Raw genomic sequence first — 15,580 nt, 5'->3', positions numbered from 1 at the left:
CGTACGTGCAAGGCGGCCCGGTGGAGGCTGACATGATCATTCATCTGGACGGCCGCGCGCTGACGGTGGCCGACGGTGCGACCGTCGCGGCTGCCGTCGCGGCGAGCGGCGACGACACGACGCGTGTGTCGTGCACGGGTGCGGCGCGCGCGCCGTTTTGCGGTATGGGCATCTGCCAGGAGTGCAGGATGACGATCGACGGCCGCCGTCGTCTGGCCTGCCAGACGCTGTGCCGCGACGGGATGCGGGTGGAGCGCACGCGATGAAACAGGAACGACTGAGCGTCGACGTCGCGATCGTCGGCGCGGGCCCAGCCGGGTTGTCGGCCGCGCGGGCCGCCGCACGAAGCGGCGCAACGGTCGCGATCGTCGACGACAACCCGCGCGCGGGCGGACAGATCTGGCGCCAGGCCGCCGCCGCGACGCCGGTGGCGGCCGCGGCGGAACGCCTCGCCGTGCTGCGGCAGCCGAACGTCACGCATCTCGCGGCCACGCGCATCGTCGCCGAAACGCAGCCGGGCACGCTGCTGCTCGAGGATGACGAGCGCGGCTTTCTGCTCGAATTCCGCACGCTGATCGTGTGCTGCGGCGCGCGTGAGTTGCTGCTGCCGTTCCCGGGCTGGACGCTGCCGGGTGTCACCGGCGCGGGCGGCCTGCAGGCGCTGATCAAGTACGGCCTCGACGTGCGCGGGCAGCGCACGGTGATCGCCGGCAGCGGCCCGCTGCTGCTCGCGAGCGCGGCGACGGCGCGACAGGCAGGCGCGCAGGTGTCGCACGTGCTCGAACAGGCGGCATGGGGCGACGTGGCCGGTTTCGGCGCAGGGCTGTGGCGCTGGCCGTCGAAGCTCGCGCAGGCCGCGAAGCTCGTCACGGCCGCCTACCGGCCCAATGCCTACGTCGTCGAAGCATTCGGCGACAAGCGGCTGGAACGCGTGCGGATCCGGCAGGGCGCGCGCGAGTTCGACGTCGACTGCGACCGGCTCGCGTGCGGCTTCGGCCTCGTGCCGAACACCGTGCTGCCGAGCCATCTCGGTTGCCGGATCGAGAACGGCGCGGTCGTGGTCGACGCGCATCAGCGCACGAGCCGCGACGGGTATTTCGCCGCGGGCGAGTGCACGGGTGTCGGCGGCAGCGAACTGGCGATGGTCGAAGGCGAGATCGCCGGCTTCGCGGCCACCGGGCAGGTGGCGCCGCTGGCCGCGCTGGTGGCGGGGCGCGCACACTGGCAGGCGTTCGCGGACGCGGTGCGCGAGCGCTTCGCGATCCGCGAGCCGATCCGCCGGCTCGCGCGGCCCGATACGCTGCTGTGCCGTTGCGAGGACGTGCGCTTCGACGCGGTCGCGCCGGCGCCGGGCTGGACGGCCGCGAAGCTGCAGACGCGCTGCGGGATGGGTGCATGCCAGGGCCGCGTGTGCGGCGCGGCCGCGCAGGCATTGTTCGGCTGGACGCCGCCGGTGCCGCGCACGCCGCTCGTGCCCGCACGGGTCGGTACGCTGATGCTGGACGACACGGTGTCCTGCGACGGCGCCTGACTTGCCTTGGTGAGGCGACCCGGTTCGAGCCGGGCCGTCGGCGCCTTCTGAGGGAAGGCGTCGGGCGATGGTGCGAATCAAAAATATATAATTTGATATAATATTGATTCGTTAATCATGTGCCACCGCTCCCATGAACACCGATCCTTCCGCCGGGCTGCCCGAGCCCGACCAGATGCGCGCGGCCGCCGAATCGGCGTGCGCGCTGCTCAAGGTGCTGTCCAATCCAGACCGGTTGCTGCTGCTGTGCGAACTGTCGCAGGGCGAACGCTGCGTGAGCGATCTCGAGGCGCGGCTGGATATTCGCCAGCCGACGCTGTCGCAGCAGCTCGGCGTGTTGCGGGACAACGCGCTCGTCCGCACGCGCCGCGAAGGCAAGAACATCCACTATTCGCTCGACAGCCCGGCCGCGATCGCGGTGATGGGCGTGTTGTACGAACAGTTCTGCGGCCCGGCCGCGAAGGGGAAGCGCGATGCAGCTTGATGCGCTTCATTTCACGCCCTGGCTGTCGCTTGCCGGCGGCGTGCTGATCGGGCTGGCGGCCGCATGGCTCGTCGCGTTCAACGGACGGATCGCCGGGATCAGCGGCATCGTCGGCGGCCTGTTCACGGCCGGTGCCGCGGAGCGCGACTGGCGTGCGGCATTCGTCGCCGGGCTGATCGCCGCGCCGCTGATGATGCGCATCGCCGGTGCCGCCGTGACGCCGCAGGTCGATGCAGGCTGGGGCGAGTTGCTGGCGGCCGGCCTGCTGGTCGGGATCGGCACGCGCTATGCGGGCGGATGCACGAGCGGTCACGGGGTCTGCGGGTTGTCGCGCGGCGCGACGCGCTCGATCGTCGCGACGGCGGTGTTCATGGTCGCCGGCTTCGCGACCGTATTCGTGCGCCGGCACGTGCTCGGAGGCTGACATGCAGGCAGGATTCGCGTTTCTGGCGGGGCTGTTGTTCAGCGTCGGCCTCATCGTGTCGGGGATGGCCAACCCGCGGAAGGTGCTCGGTTTTCTCGACCTGGCCGGCCGTTGGGATCCGTCGCTCGCGTTCGTGATGGCCGGCGCGATCGGCGTCGCCGTGTTCGCGTTCGCCTGGGCGAAGCGCCGCACGCGGTCGTGGCTCGGGCTGCCGATCCAGTGGCCGGCTGCCCGGACGATCACCGTCCGGCTCGTCGCCGGGAGTGTCGTGTTCGGCATCGGCTGGGGGCTTGCGGGGTTCTGCCCGGGGCCGGCGCTCGTGTCGATCGGTCTGGGGTCGGTCAAGGGCATCGCGTTCGTCGGCGCGATGCTGGTCGGGATGGCATTGTTCGAATGGATCGAGCGTGCGCGGAAGGTGCGGTAGCCGGCGATCTCGGCCCGGCTGAATCGGTCCGGCGCGGCGAGGGCGCTGGACGAGATCACGCTCGCCGCCGGACGAGGCGATACGGTGGTTGCATGACGATACCGGCGGCAGCGCGAGCCATCGCGTCAGGGCTGTTCGCGCACATGCTGCCCGCCGAATGGCCACGCGGCCACCCGGTGCAGCCACGCGCGCCACGCGGCGAACGCCCCGGCCCGGGCCGCGGGTTCCGCAAGGGTCGCGTCGACCGGCGCGGCACCGCTGGCCGTCAACGTCGCGTGACCGGCCGCTTCAATCGTCAGGCATTCGCCTTCGTCGAGCACCCGGCGGACGTATTGCGGCGCATCAGGCAGCCAGTCGAGCCCGCCGTGGCGCAACGTGACCGCGAGCGCGCCGTCGAGCACGATGACCTGGCTGCCCTTGTCGAACCACGCAAAGTGGCTTTGCCCGGCGTCGAGCCGGATGTCTTGTGTTCGCATGGCGAGTCCCTTTCCCGGTTGTGCAGCCCCGCGACGGCGGGGCGACAGCGTGCAATCAGGTTAGGGAAACGCGCGCGGGCCGGACAGATTCAGGGGACGGGAATCTGTTACGGTGCAGGCGGCGAATTTGGCCCGCTGTATCGGTGGGTTTTCCCCGAATCTGTATCTGGCGTGCGCCAGGGTGCGCGGGCACGATGACCCGCATGACATCCACCACCGAGTCGCCCCGCACGCCTTTGCCGATGGCCGGCGAGCCGCTGTACGAACGGCTCGCCGAGCATTACCGCCGCATCATCGCGGCCGGCACGCTGTCGCCCGGCGACCGGATGCCGTCGGTGCGCGGATTCATGGCGCAGCACGGCGTGAGCCTGTCGACCGCGATCCAGGCGTTCCGGCGGCTCGAGGATACGGGCTGGTGCGAAGCAAGGCCGCGCTCGGGCTACTTCGTGCGGCGGCGCGCGGCGGCCGCGCTCGACACGCTGCCGGAATGCGATGGGCCGCCGCTGAGCGTCGAGCCGCCGTTCGCGGGGCTGCACGAACGCGTGTCGCGCGTGATCGATCGCGCGAACGCGACGCCCGATGCGTTGAATCTTGGCGGCGCGTCCGCGCTGGCGACGCTGTATCCGGCCGAGCGCTTGCAGGCGCTGGCGATCCGGCTCCTGCGGCGCAAGCCGACGCTGTTGACCGACGCGGGGCCGGTGGGTGGTTCGCCCGAATTCCGCCAGACGATGGCCAAGCGTGCGCTGTCGTACGGCGTGACCGTGTCGCCGGACGACGTGATGTCGACGAGCGGTGGCGTCGATGCGGTCAATCTCGCGCTGCGCGCGGTGGCGCGACCCGGCGACACGATCGCGATTGAATCACCGGCCTTTTTCGGCTTGATCCAGCTGCTCGAAAGCCTCGGCCTGCGTGCGCTCGAGATTCCGGCCAGCCCGACGACCGGGCTATCGATCGAAGCGCTCGACGTGGCGCTGACCGCGTACCCGGACATTCGGGCCGTGGTCGTCGTGCCGAACCTGCAGAACCCGCTCGGCAGCGTGATGCCCGACGAGCGCAAGGCCGCGCTGGTCGCGCTGTGCTCGCGCCGCGGCGTGGCCGTGATCGAGGACGAGCCGTATCGCGAACTCGTCGAAGCGCCGCACGCGGTGAAGCCCGTGAAGGCATGGGACCGCGACGGCACGGTGATCTACTGCCCGTCGCTCAACAAGGTGCTGGCGCCCGGGATGCGGCTCGGCTGGATGAGTGCGGGCCGCTGGCACGCGCGCGTGAAGATGCTCAAGTTCGCGCACAGCCGGCACAACGCCGCGTTGCTGCAGGCCGTCGCGGCCGAATTCGTCGGCTCGGGCGCGTTCGATCGCCACCTGCACCGGTTTCGCGAACAGCTTCGCGTGCAGCGCGACGTGACGATCGATGCGATCGCGCGTCATTTTCCGGCCGGCACGCGGATGAACCGGCCGCCGGGCGGCATGCTGCTGTGGATCGCGCTGCCGGACGGCGTGCGTTCCGAAGCATTGTTCGATGCGGCGCTGGCACGGGGAGTACGGATCGCGCCCGGCTCGATCTTCTCGAATTCCGACCGCTTCGATGCCTATATCCGGCTTGCGTGTATGCGGGTATTCGACTCGGCTCACGAAGCGGCCATCGAAACGCTCGGCCAACTGATACACGACGCGGCGGCCGCGGCGTAAGCGGGCCGGCTGTCGGCCGGGCCGGGATGCCGGCGACCGGGCTCGGCTGTCGTGACGGCGGCACGGGCCGGCCGATCCGGCACGCAGCGCTCACCGCGGCCGGCCGCCGCGCCATCACGCGCCGACGATACGATTTCGGCGATTTCATCGGCCGACCGTATGCGCGGCGAGGTGCTGACGGATCAGCGACAGGTAGCGATCACCGACCGAGAAGTCGCGCGCGGCACGCGGCCGTTCCGCCTGGCGCAGCGTGGCCGGCGCGCTCATGCCGAGGTATCGGCAGACCGCGGACGGAAAGGGCTTGCGCGTTGCCCCAAGCTGGCGCGCCGCGCGCTCGACGCGGGCGTCGCCGACCTGCGCACGCAGCCATGCCAGCACTTGGCGATCGGTGTCGTTGACGATACGGACCAGATGTTCCATCGCGCACCTCACTGTTCATAAATACAGTACTGTAAATATAACCAGTATATGAGGCGGCCGCAAGCGGCGCGCATGCGCCTGGCCGTTCGGCCAGGGTCAGTGCGCCGGCGCGGCGAGGCGGGCGGCCGGGGATCCGGTGGTCCGGGCGGCAGGCGCCGCGGGCGCGGCGGGCGGGACGGCCGGGGCGAGATTCGCGTAGCGCGCGTCGGTCAGCGTGCCGAGGAACGCGACGATCTCGTCGATTTCCGCGTCGGTCAGCGCGGGCGGCGTGCCCGGACGGCGGTTCATCGGCGTCGAATTGACGTTGATGTTGCCGCGATAGGCGGCCGGCACGTCGTCGAACGTTCTGGCGCCGTGATACCAGTAGCCGGGGTCGGTCGAGCGCGTGTTGTAGAACGCAACCGCATCGCGCAGCGTCGTGAACACGCCGTTGTGCATGAACGTCTGCTTGATCGCGACGTTGCGCAGCCCCGGCGTGCGCAGGTAGCCGCACCATTGCGTCGGCTCGGGCCAGCGCAGCCGCGTGGCCGTGTCGCACAGGCCGTTGTCGAAATGGCGCGGATCGCGGTTCGCGGGCAGCGCGCGATTGCGCGGCACGGCGATCGCGTCGTAGCCGAAATCGGTGAAGAGCGAGCGCTCCGGCCGGCTCGACGTCTCCGACAGCGTGTGGCAGCTCATGCAGTTGCCCTTGTCGGGATTGCGGAACAGCGCCAGCCCGCGCATCTCGGCCGGCGCGAGCGGCTTGCGGGTGCGCAGGAATGCGTCGAAGCGCGACGTGAACGGCGCCATGTCGTCGCTCTGCAGATAGGCCTCGACGGCCGACCCCAGCGCGCGCACCAGCTGCTCGGGATCGCGCCGCACCGACGCGCCGAAGCGCGCGGCCAGATCGCCCGCCAGTTCGGTGCCGTCGACCTTGCGCAGCAGCGCGGCCGGCGACCGATTGTTCATCTCGTTCGGATCGAACAGCGGCCCGCGGATCTGTTCGGCGAGCGTGTCGGCGTGGCCGTCGCTGAAGAGCCCGCCGAATGGCGACGGCGCGGGCGCATCGTCGTCCTGGTAGAAGTGTCGGCGCGGCACGTAGCGTACGTAGAGCAGCGACGGCGCATTGCGCTGGCTGAAACGTCCGTGGCGGCTGCCTTCCGGCACGCCGGGCCCCGCGAGCGAAGCGGCCGACAGCGTCGGCGCGAATGCACGCCCCGGATCGTGGCAGCCCGCGCACGACATGCCGCGCGGCTCGGATAGCCGCGGATCGAAGAAGATCCGGCGGCCGAGCGCGACGAGCGTCGGGTCGGGCGCGAAGCGGGCGGTCGCCGCGTCGACCTTGCCGGTCACCTGCGGCGTGCCGTTGCCGATCGTGTCGACGACGCGCGACGGTGGGGCGCCGGGGAGCAGGACCGTTTCGGACGGCGCGGCATGGGCCGCGAGCGCCGCGCCGGCGAGCACGGCGGCAGCAAGTAGGCGTACCGTGCGGCCGCTGCCGGCCACTGACACCGAAGCGCAAACCGAACGCACGGCGCAGGCGGCCGACGAAACCGAAGCGGAAGCCGAACGCCCGGCGCTGCCGGCCACCGACACCGAAGCGCAAACCGAACGCGCGGCACAGGCGGCCGACGAAACCGGCCGCTTCGGCGATCCGGCCATCCGTCGCCGGCGGCCGCCCGAATCTGTCAAACCCGTCAAACCGTCATGCAATAGAACTTCGTCGGTCACGGCGTGATGAACCCCGTCTTGTCGCAGGCGAGCGTCGTGCCCGACTGGTCGCACGACGCGAGCAGCTTGCCCGCCGCCGAATACGCACGGAACACCCAGCCCGTCGCAGGCGCCGCACGCCGCTCCATGATCAGGAAGCCGAAAGTGTTGTTGTGCGACAGCCGCTCGATCACGGCGCCCGGTGCGGGCGTCAGGCCGGCCGGGAACGGGTCGGGCAGCGCGACGTCGAGGTTGTCGCCGCCGTTGCCGGACACGATCGTCGCCGGATGTCCGGACGAGAAGTTGATCGCCTGGAAGTCGTGCACGTGCCCGTGCAGCGCGACGTGGACGCCGGGCGGGTAGTACGCCTGCGCGTTCAGGCTCGACATCACCGACTGCAGCGCGAGGTTGCCCGGCGCCGGCGTGCTGCCGGCGATCGGCGCGAACGCGAGGATCGGATGGTGGTTCGTGAAGATCGTCGTCGTGATGCCGGCCTTCGACGCGAGCGACGCGACCGTCTGGAACTGCTTCTGGTAGATCCGGAATTGCGCGTCGGTCGTCTTCAGCGGATTGCGGCCGACCTTCGCGGTGTCGAACACGATCACCTGCGTCCCGCCGCCGAGCGACACCGCATAGGGATCCGAGTAGTTCGCGTCGTTGTCGTTGGCCGGATCGTCGCACGAACGGGCCGCCGAATACGGGCGCGGATCGAGGAAGCGGTACCAGCCCTGGCCGGCCCGCGCGCATTCCTCGTGGTTGCCGCGCACGACCACCCACGGCGCCTTCGCGAACAGCGGCGCGGCCGGACGGAACAGGTCGGCCTGCCACGTATCCCAGCCATAGCCCCACGGGCTGTCCTTGCAGCCGGCGATGTCGGGCGGGCACGCGTTCTCGCGATAGTGATAGTCGCCAACATGCAGCACGAGATCCGGCGACAGCTTCGCGACGCTCGCCGCGATCGTGTCGAACGGCCAGACCGTCGCGTCGTTGCACGCCTGCCATGCGTTGTCGGCCTTCTTCATCCGGCAGCCGGTGTCGGCGATGATCGCGATGCGCTGCGGCTGCGCTTTCGGCAGCGGCAGCGCGCGGCCCGCGACGCTGGCCGTCTGCGCATCGGCCGGCAGCGTCGTTTCGCAGACCGACACCGGGAAGCTCGACGGTTTCGAGTCGGCCGGGTCGCTGGCGGTCGGCCGCTGCGCGACGGTCGCGGCACCGGCGCGCAGCGTCATGCGCGACAGCTTGCCGTCGACGGACAGTTGCGGACACAGCGGATCGCTCGCGGAAGCCGGGCTGTAGTTCGTGATCACGCGCGCGATCGCCTGGTTCGCATCGCCGATCTCGACCCAGGCGGCCTGCACGTTGATCGCGGCACTGGCCGGGTCGGCGGGCGTATCGATGTGATTCGAACACGCGGACAGCGCCGCGAGGGCAACAAGCGGAGCGCAACGCACGAACAGTGCGCGAGAGAGGAGTCGTCGCATGGGAGGCACCGTAGGAAAGCCGTCAACGATACGCAACGCGAATGTAAGAAATATGAAACGCGGGGTGCCACAAGCGCCCGGCGCGCGAGTGGTGCCGCGGTCGCGGGCTTGACCTCAAGCCGGCTTGAAGCAGCATAGTGTGCATCACGGTCAACGACGCGGACAAAAGGAGAATCGGCGATGGAAGACAACCGGGCAAACGAAGCGCAGTCTGCGCTGTGGAACGGCCCGTCGGGGCTTGCGTGGGTCGACGCGCAGCGCTCGCTCGACCGGATGTTCGAGCCGTTCGAGACACTGCTCGCGGATGCGGCGGTGGCGGCGTCCGCACGCCGCGTGCTCGACGTCGGCTGCGGCACCGGCGCGGTGACGCTCGCGATGGCACGGCGGCTGGGCGCGCATGCGCACTGTACGGGTGTCGACATCTCGGCGCGGATGATCGCCGCCGCACAGGCACGCGCCGAGCGCGATGGCCTGGGCGCCAGCTTCGTGCCTGCGGATGCGCAGACGCATGCGTTCGCGCCGGATCAGTTCGACCTGATCGTGTCGCGCTTCGGCGTGATGTTCTTCGACGATCCGGTGCGCGCCTTCGCGAACCTGCGCCATGCGGCGCGCGCGAACGCGCAACTGCGATTCGTCGCATGGCGCGGCGCCGCCGACAATCCGTTCATGACGACGGCCGAGCGGGTCGCGGCGCCATTGCTGCCGAACCTGCCGGCGCGGCAGCCGGGTGCGCCGGGACAATTCGCGTTCGGCGACCGGCAGCGGATCGCGTCGGTGTTGTCGGACAGCGGCTGGGCCGATATCGCGATCGAGCCGATCGACGTCGCGTGTGCGTTGCCGGCGCCCGCGCTGGACGACTACGTCGCGCGACTGGGGCCGGTCGGGCTCGCGCTTCGGCAGGTGGATGACGCGACGCGTCGACGGGTGATCGATACGGTTCGCGCCGCGTTCGAGCGCTACGTGCAGGGCGCGGACGTGCGCTTCGACGCGGCGTGCTGGCTCGTCACGGCACGGGCGCCGTCCGCATGACGCTTCAGAAGAAGGGCGGCGGGCCGACGTTGGGCACGCGCGTTGCCGTTCACCCGTGACAAAGCCGGGCCGTGCAACGGCAGGTGTCAGCCGCGCCTTGCGCGCAACATCAGCCATGCGCAGCCGGCCGCGACGAGCGCGAGCCCGAGCAGCACCGCCTCGACGCCGAGCGCGAAACCCGGCGGCATCTCGCCGCTGTTCGGTATCGGTGACAGGTTCGCGGTCATCGCGATGGCGCCGCCGGCCAGCAGTACGATGCAGGCGATCCAGTAGAGCTTGCCGCGCGGCGCGGCGGTGCGAATCCGCCACAACGCGAGACCGACGCCGCCAAAGTAAAGCAGCGCGAGCGTCGCGAGTGCGACGAGGTCGCCGGTGCGATCGTGCACGAGGCCGCTCATCGCGCGGCTCCGTCGATCGTCGCGCACGGGCGTGACGGAGCGAGCGCGGCGTGGCCGACCTTTGGCTTGAGCGGGGCAGGTGTCGGGAGGTGGGATTCCGGCATGGCTGGCATCCAGTTGTGGGCGCAACGAAGCGCGACGCCGTCCGGCCGCGCGTGTCGCGCGCCGGACCCTGGTACGGCGTGCGTCGAGTGTAGCGCGGTGTCAGGGCTGCACGAAGGGTCGTGCAGGGATCAATCTGACGGATTGTAAGTGATCGGGGCGAATGCGAAAACCGCACGGGCTGCGCGGCAGGCGAACACCCGGACGACGCACCGGCATGCGCATTGTCCGGGCCACAAGCGGCGATGCACCGCCGCGAGGGTTCAGAACGTCACGGCGATCCCGGCCATGCCGACGAACTGGCCGTGTGTCGTCGACGGCGTGAGCTGTTGCGAATCGCCGACGATCGGCGCCGCGTCGACGATATGGCCGGCGCCTTGCGCGCCGAGCGTCTGCCCGCTCGCATGCGTATATGCCTGCAGCGCATAGAGCGTCGTGCGCTTCGACAGGCTGTACGACTCCTTCAGCGAATACTGCTGGTAGCGGGCCGCGCCAGATACGCCGTTCGCCTTCGACGCGAGCGTGTACGCGAACGCGCCGGCCACCGAGAAGGTCGGCGTGAAGCGGTACGCGGCGAGCGCGCCGTAGGTATTGAACACGGCGGTATCCGTGAACGCGGAGCCGTTGCCGGGCAGGTACTTCACGTTCGAGTAGTTGAGGCCCATCGTCAGGTTGCCGAGCGTGTAGTTGCCGGCCGCTGCGACCTGCTCGACGGCCTTCGCGCTCAGGTAGCCCTGGTTCAGCACGGACACCGCGAAGCTGCCCGACGCCGCGGTTGCCGGATTCAGGAAGCCGGCCGACGAACCCGAGCTGTTGATGCGCAGGTAGCCGGCCGCGATTCCGACCGGCCCGTTCGCATAGCGGAGCGCCGCGCTGAACGTGTTGCCCTTGCCGGTCGCGCCGGCGATGCCGCCGAACGCGTACATCGCGCTCGCGGTCAGCCCGGAAAGGGTCGGCGACGTATAGGTAACCGAGTTGTTCACGCGGATCGTCGTGTCGAGGCCGTCGATATCGCCCGGATGCGCGCCGGTCGCGCCGGTCAGCCAGCTGCTCGACGCGTACGGTCCGACCAGCAGGAAGTACGGCGTGTACTGGCGGCCGGCCGTCACCGTGCCGTAATGGTCGTTGCGCAGCCCGACGTAGGCCTGGCGGTTGAAGATCGTGCCGGCGGCCGCTTGCGCGCCGGTGTTCAGGTTGAAGCCGGATTGCAGATCGAAGATCGCATGCGTGCCGCCGCCGAGATCCTCGTCGCCGCGCAGCCCGAACTTCGACGCATACAGGTTGCCGTCGCGCATGTACACGTTCGAGTGGCCTTGCTGGTTGTTCACGTACGCGATCGAATCGTCGACCACGCCGTACAGCGTCACGCTGCTCTGCGCATGGGCCGCGCCAGCACCGAACGACGCAGCCGACAAAATAAGGATTGCAAAACGGTGATGCGGTGCATTCATCGTCGATCTCCAAGTCTCTTCAACGGGGCGGGAGGCTGGGTGGCCTCCTCTTTGGTGGGTGGCGGGCCGCGGGTACGGCCCGCCCGATCAGGGTTTCGAGTTCGCGCAGCCTTGCGCGATCAGTCGACGAGCGCCACGACGATGCGACGCCACGCGCCGTCGCGCGCATCGTGCTCGACGCGCGCACCGCGCACCGCAAGCGCGCCTTGCAGTGACACCGGCAGCAGGATCTCGACGCGCTCGGCGGGGCGGCGCATGCGGCCTTCCCAGCGGACCGACACGCCGAGTTCACCCGATGCCTCGCGTCCGGTCTCGATGCGCCACAGCCCGTATTCGCCGTCGCGCCACGCTTCCGTTTCGCCGTCGTCCTCGACGCATTCGCCGTACGCAACACCATCCTCGATGCGCGGCGCGACAATGAAGCCACGCGTGTCGGCGCGTGCGCCGAACCGCTGCGCGGCGACGTTCAGCGGCAGCACGCGGCCTTCGCGCAACAGCATCACCGGCGTGTCGAGCGGCGCGGGCAGCGTCACGCTCGCGCCGCCGTCGAACGACTGCGCGCTCGCACAGCACATCCAGCGTGCGCCGGACGGCAGGTAGACCGTGCGCTCCGTGCGGCCCGCGTCGACGACCGGCGCCACCAGCAGCGCGTCGCCGAGCATCATGTCGTCGCATTCGTCGTAGCAGCGCGGGTCGCCGGGGAAATCGCCGAAGGTCGGCCGCAGCACGGGCTCGTAGCGCGTGGTCGACAGCCACAGCAGGTGGTAGAGATAGGGCAGCAGCCGGTAGCGCTGCTTGATCAGCGACGCGATCTGCGCGGTGATCTCGGGATACATCCACGGTTCGTTGACGGTGCCGTCGTCATTCCACGAATGGATGCTGAAGCGCGGCATGAAGATGCCGAACTGCACCCAGCGCAACAGCAACTCGGGCGACGGCGCGGGACCGGAGAAGCCGCCGATGTCGTGACCGATGTTCGACACGCCGGACAACGCGAGCCCGAGGCCCATCTTCAGGTTGTAGCGCAGCGTTTCCCACGACGTGTAGTTGTCGCCGGACCAGGTCTGCACATAGCGCTGCATGCCTGCGCCGCCCGAGCGCGACACGAGGAACGGCCGCTGCGCCGGCGCATGCGCGCGCTGCGCGTCGCGCGACGCACGCATCATCAGCATCGTCTGGAGCACCTTCGCCTCGCGCGCGGGGAACGGCTGGCCGAAGCCGTGCGCGATCGCGTCGGGCGACCAGATCTCGTATTCGTTGTTGTCGTTCCACGTCGACTCGATCCCGTAGTCGAGCAGCGCCGACGTGACCTGCTCGCGCCACCAGCGGTAGGCGTCCGGCTGTGTGAAGTCGATATACGCACCGACTTCGTCCCAGAACTGCACCCACGCCGGTTCGCCGGACGCCGAGCGGATCAGCAGCCCGCGCCGCGCGGCGTCGTCGAACGCGGGATGATCGCGCAGCAGGCACGGCTTGATGTTCGCGCACAGCCGGATGCCGTGATCGCGGTAGTGCTTCACGAAACCCTTCGCGTCGGGAAACTTCTCGCGGTTCCAGTTGAACACGTAGCGCTTCGCGCCGATCGACGTATAGCCCGACGACAGGTGGAACGAGTCGCACAGGATGTCGTGCGCGTCGCACTGCTCGACGAACTGGTTCATCTGCCGCTGCGCGTCCGGCGCATCGGTGTAGCTCATCGTCGAGCCCGAATAGCCGAGCCCCCATTTCGGCGTGCGCGCCGGGCGCCCGGTGAGCCACGTGAAGCGCCGCGCGGCCGTGAGCGGCGTGTCGGGCGACGCGATGAAGTAGTAGTCGAGATCGCCGTGCTCGGCGACGAAGTAGCGGTACAGCCCGTGGTAGTTGTCGAGCTCGCGACCCATGTCGAACGTGCAATCCGACAGCGTGTCGTAGAACAGCCCGAAGCCCTGGCATGCGTCGGGCGACCACGTGACGTAGAACGGGATGTGCTTGTACAGCGGATCCGTGTGCTTCGCGCTGTAGCCCATCGCGTCGATGTTGCGCATCTCGAAGCGTGCGCCGGTGCGGTCGAGCTCGCCCGCGCGTTCGCCGAGACCGAACACCTTGTCGTCGCGCTCGCGTGCGACGTAGTGGTAGGCGCGGTCGTCCCACCAGCCGAAGTTGTACGCCTGCGTCGCGCGGTCGGCGAGCACGACGCGCCACGCGCCGTCCGCGCCGCGCATCGACCACGTGCAATGGCCGCCTTGCCGGCGCACGGCGAGTCGGACCTGCGCGGTCTCGATGCGCACGTCGCTGTCGTCTTCGACGAAGTCGTAGGCCGGCAGCGCGAAGCCGCTCAGGTCGAGACGGTCGCGCCCGTCGAGCGGCACGTCGTCGAGGCCCGGAGCGATCGTCCACGTGCGCGGATTGCGTGCCGTCGCGTCGGGCAGGACGCGCACGCGCACGATGTCGTCCTCGAGCACGAAGATCTCGAGGGTCGCGCCCGCGTCGGACGCGAGCAGCACGCGGTTCGCCTGGCGGTCGGCGACGCGGAACACGGGCGGATGAAGAAGCGAAGTCATGAAGGCGATTCCTGGTGAGAACGGATGTCAGGCATGCTGCGCGAGCAGGCGTTCCTGCTTCGACTGCCCGCGGATCAGCACCGCGAGCAGCGTGACGCCGATGATGTCGAACAGGCCGAGGCACGCGAACAGCGGTGCGTAGCCGATCTTGTCGGCGAGCGCGCCGACCAGCAGCGAGAAGCCGAGCCCGCCGATCCACGCGGCCATTCCCGCGAAGCCGCTGGCGGTGCCGACTTCCTCGGAATCGAACACATCGGCCGACAGCGTGTTGACGAGCGCGGAGATCATCTGGTGCGCGAAGCCGCCGACGCAGAACAGCGCAATGGCCGTGTACGGCGACGACACGAGCCCGATCGTCGCCGGCCCGAGCATCAGCACCGCGCCGAGCGCTACGCCCGCGACCCGCGACCACACGAGCGGCAGACTGAACCGTTTCGCGAGGTAGGGCGACAGGTAGCCGCCGGCGATGCCGCCGAGGTCTGCGGCGAGGAACGGCATCCACGCGAAGATGGCGATCTCCGTGAGCGCCATGTGGCGTTCGGTCGCGAGATACAGCGGAATCCAGAAGCTGAAGGTCTGCCACGCGGGTTCCGCGAAGAAGCGCGGCAGCGCGATCGCCCAGAAGCGGCGCGCGGTGACGACGTCGCGAATCCGGCGCTTCGACACGGCCGGCATCGTGGCCTGGCCGTCGCGGATCAGCGTGCGCTCCTGCGACGTGAGGCGCGGATGATCGGCCGGCGACCGGTACTGCGTGTACCAGAGCACGGCCCACGCGAAGCCGAGCGCGCCGGTGACCATGAACGCGGATTGCCAGCCGAACCGCATCGACAGGAACACGACGAGGGGCGGCGCGATCGCGGCGCCGAGCGACGTGCCCGCGTTGAAGTAGCCGACCGCGACGGATTTCTCGCGATCGGGAAACCATTCGGCGACGGCCTTCATCCCCGACGGAATCGCCGCGGCCTCGAACAGCCCGAGCAGGCCGCGCAGGATGCCGAGCGACAGCCAGCCCGACGCGAAGCCGTGCGCGACGCCGACCACCGACCACAGCATCGCGAACAGCGCGAACCCGAGCCGCAGCCCGATCAGGTCGACGATGAATCCGCACACCGGCTGCATGATCGTGTAGCCGATCTGGAACGCGCCGACGATGTACGAGTACTGCTGCGTCGAGATCGCGAACACGTGCTTCAGTTCCGGTGCGAGCACCGCGAGGGAATTTCGTGCGAGATAGTTGAGGATCGTGCCCAGACAAACCAGCACGATGATCCACCAGCGCAACGCCTTGACTGTCTTCACTGCTGTCTCCTGATCCATGCAAGCCCGCCCGGCTGGGGCGCCTTGCTCAGTCTTATTCATACGATGTCAGATCTTGGCGGACGTCGAATCGCCTGATTCCTTGGCGAAATGCCGTGTTCACTCGAACATTCAGCGGGAATCGAA

General features: G+C 69.4%; 16 protein-coding genes. 8 read left to right on the top strand and 8 right to left on the bottom strand.

The genetic code is table 11. The features are described from left to right. Positions 1-32: 32 nt before the first annotated feature. The 5 genes from ACVK00_RS24050 (at position 33) to ACVK00_RS24030 (ending at position 2,863) form a co-directional block, all read left to right on the top strand. Complete coding sequence (locus ACVK00_RS24050) at positions 33-266, top strand: 2Fe-2S iron-sulfur cluster-binding protein (RefSeq protein WP_011658575.1); 234 nt, start codon at positions 33-35, stop codon at positions 264-266. Then, complete coding sequence (locus ACVK00_RS24045; RefSeq protein WP_284893940.1) at positions 263-1,531, top strand: NAD(P)/FAD-dependent oxidoreductase; 1,269 nt, start codon at positions 263-265, stop codon at positions 1,529-1,531. The genes ACVK00_RS24050 and ACVK00_RS24045 overlap by 4 nt, the downstream gene beginning before the upstream one ends. Before the next feature lie 133 nt (positions 1,532-1,664). After that, the gene (locus ACVK00_RS24040) at positions 1,665-2,015 is read left to right on the top strand and encodes an ArsR/SmtB family transcription factor (RefSeq protein WP_228909674.1); all 351 of its coding nucleotides are present in this window, start codon (positions 1,665-1,667) and stop codon (positions 2,013-2,015) included. Beyond that, positions 2,005-2,439, top strand: coding sequence for a YeeE/YedE family protein (locus tag ACVK00_RS24035; protein WP_105832686.1), 435 nt, complete (start codon positions 2,005-2,007; stop codon positions 2,437-2,439). The genes ACVK00_RS24040 and ACVK00_RS24035 overlap by 11 nt, the downstream gene beginning before the upstream one ends. A gap of 1 nt (position 2,440) precedes the next feature. Next, on the top strand, positions 2,441-2,863 hold the full coding sequence (locus ACVK00_RS24030) for a DUF6691 family protein (RefSeq protein ID WP_284893941.1): 423 nt from the start codon (positions 2,441-2,443) through the stop codon (positions 2,861-2,863). Between the two features lie 125 nt (positions 2,864-2,988). Here the strand turns inward: ACVK00_RS24030 and ACVK00_RS24025 are convergent, their stop codons facing one another. Continuing rightward, complete coding sequence (locus ACVK00_RS24025) at positions 2,989-3,339, bottom strand: hypothetical protein (protein WP_229050869.1); 351 nt, start codon at positions 3,337-3,339, stop codon at positions 2,989-2,991. A 194-nt stretch (positions 3,340-3,533) separates the two neighbouring features. Here ACVK00_RS24025 and ACVK00_RS24020 point away from each other — a divergent pair, with 194 nt between their 5' ends. After that, positions 3,534-5,027, top strand: a complete 1,494-nt coding sequence (locus ACVK00_RS24020; protein WP_435521247.1) for an aminotransferase class I/II-fold pyridoxal phosphate-dependent enzyme — start codon at positions 3,534-3,536, stop codon at positions 5,025-5,027. Between the two features lie 144 nt (positions 5,028-5,171). Here the strand turns inward: ACVK00_RS24020 and ACVK00_RS24015 are convergent, their stop codons facing one another. After that, positions 5,172-5,447, bottom strand: coding sequence for a hypothetical protein (locus tag ACVK00_RS24015; RefSeq protein WP_105788335.1), 276 nt, complete (start codon positions 5,445-5,447; stop codon positions 5,172-5,174). Positions 5,448-5,543: 96 nt separating this feature from the next. Next, positions 5,544-6,890 carry a cytochrome-c peroxidase gene (locus ACVK00_RS24010; protein WP_354123298.1) on the bottom strand — a complete coding sequence of 449 codons (1,347 nt, stop codon included), beginning with the start codon at positions 6,888-6,890 and terminating at the stop codon, positions 5,544-5,546. Between the two features lie 22 nt (positions 6,891-6,912). On the opposite strand from ACVK00_RS24010, the gene ACVK00_RS24005 reads away from it, so the two are divergent. Continuing rightward, positions 6,913-7,164 (top strand): hypothetical protein, encoded by a 252-nt coding sequence (locus ACVK00_RS24005; RefSeq protein WP_284893944.1) that lies wholly within the window; start codon positions 6,913-6,915, stop codon positions 7,162-7,164. Here the strand turns inward: ACVK00_RS24005 and ACVK00_RS24000 are convergent. Continuing rightward, positions 7,154-8,617 carry a metallophosphoesterase family protein gene (locus tag ACVK00_RS24000; protein WP_284893945.1) on the bottom strand — a complete coding sequence of 488 codons (1,464 nt, stop codon included), beginning with the start codon at positions 8,615-8,617 and terminating at the stop codon, positions 7,154-7,156. The genes ACVK00_RS24005 and ACVK00_RS24000 overlap by 11 nt on opposite strands. A gap of 180 nt (positions 8,618-8,797) precedes the next feature. Here ACVK00_RS24000 and ACVK00_RS23995 point away from each other — a divergent pair, with 180 nt between their 5' ends. Continuing rightward, entirely contained in the window at positions 8,798-9,646 is an 849-nt protein-coding gene (locus tag ACVK00_RS23995) for a class I SAM-dependent methyltransferase (RefSeq protein WP_284893946.1), read from the top strand. Positions 9,647-9,732: 86 nt separating this feature from the next. Here the strand turns inward: ACVK00_RS23995 and ACVK00_RS23990 are convergent, their stop codons facing one another. The 4 genes from ACVK00_RS23990 to ACVK00_RS23975 all read right to left on the bottom strand — a co-directional run bounded on the left by ACVK00_RS23990 (position 9,733) and on the right by ACVK00_RS23975 (position 15,436). Further along, the gene (locus tag ACVK00_RS23990) at positions 9,733-10,044 is read right to left on the bottom strand and encodes a hypothetical protein (RefSeq protein WP_284893947.1); all 312 of its coding nucleotides are present in this window, start codon (positions 10,042-10,044) and stop codon (positions 9,733-9,735) included. A gap of 365 nt (positions 10,045-10,409) precedes the next feature. Further along, a complete protein-coding gene (locus tag ACVK00_RS23985) occupies positions 10,410-11,597 on the bottom strand; it encodes a porin (protein WP_228909713.1) in 1,188 nt (395 codons plus the stop codon). Positions 11,598-11,716: 119 nt separating this feature from the next. Next, a complete protein-coding gene (locus ACVK00_RS23980) occupies positions 11,717-14,137 on the bottom strand; it encodes a glycoside hydrolase family 31 protein (RefSeq protein WP_284893948.1) in 2,421 nt (806 codons plus the stop codon). Positions 14,138-14,164: 27 nt separating this feature from the next. Then, complete coding sequence (locus ACVK00_RS23975; RefSeq protein ID WP_165752936.1) at positions 14,165-15,436, bottom strand: MFS transporter; 1,272 nt, start codon at positions 15,434-15,436, stop codon at positions 14,165-14,167. Between the last annotated feature and the right edge of the window lie 144 nt (positions 15,437-15,580).

It is taken from the genome of Burkholderia sp. PvR073, assembly GCF_054055695.1.
This window is presented reverse-complemented; position numbering and strand designations above follow the sequence as displayed.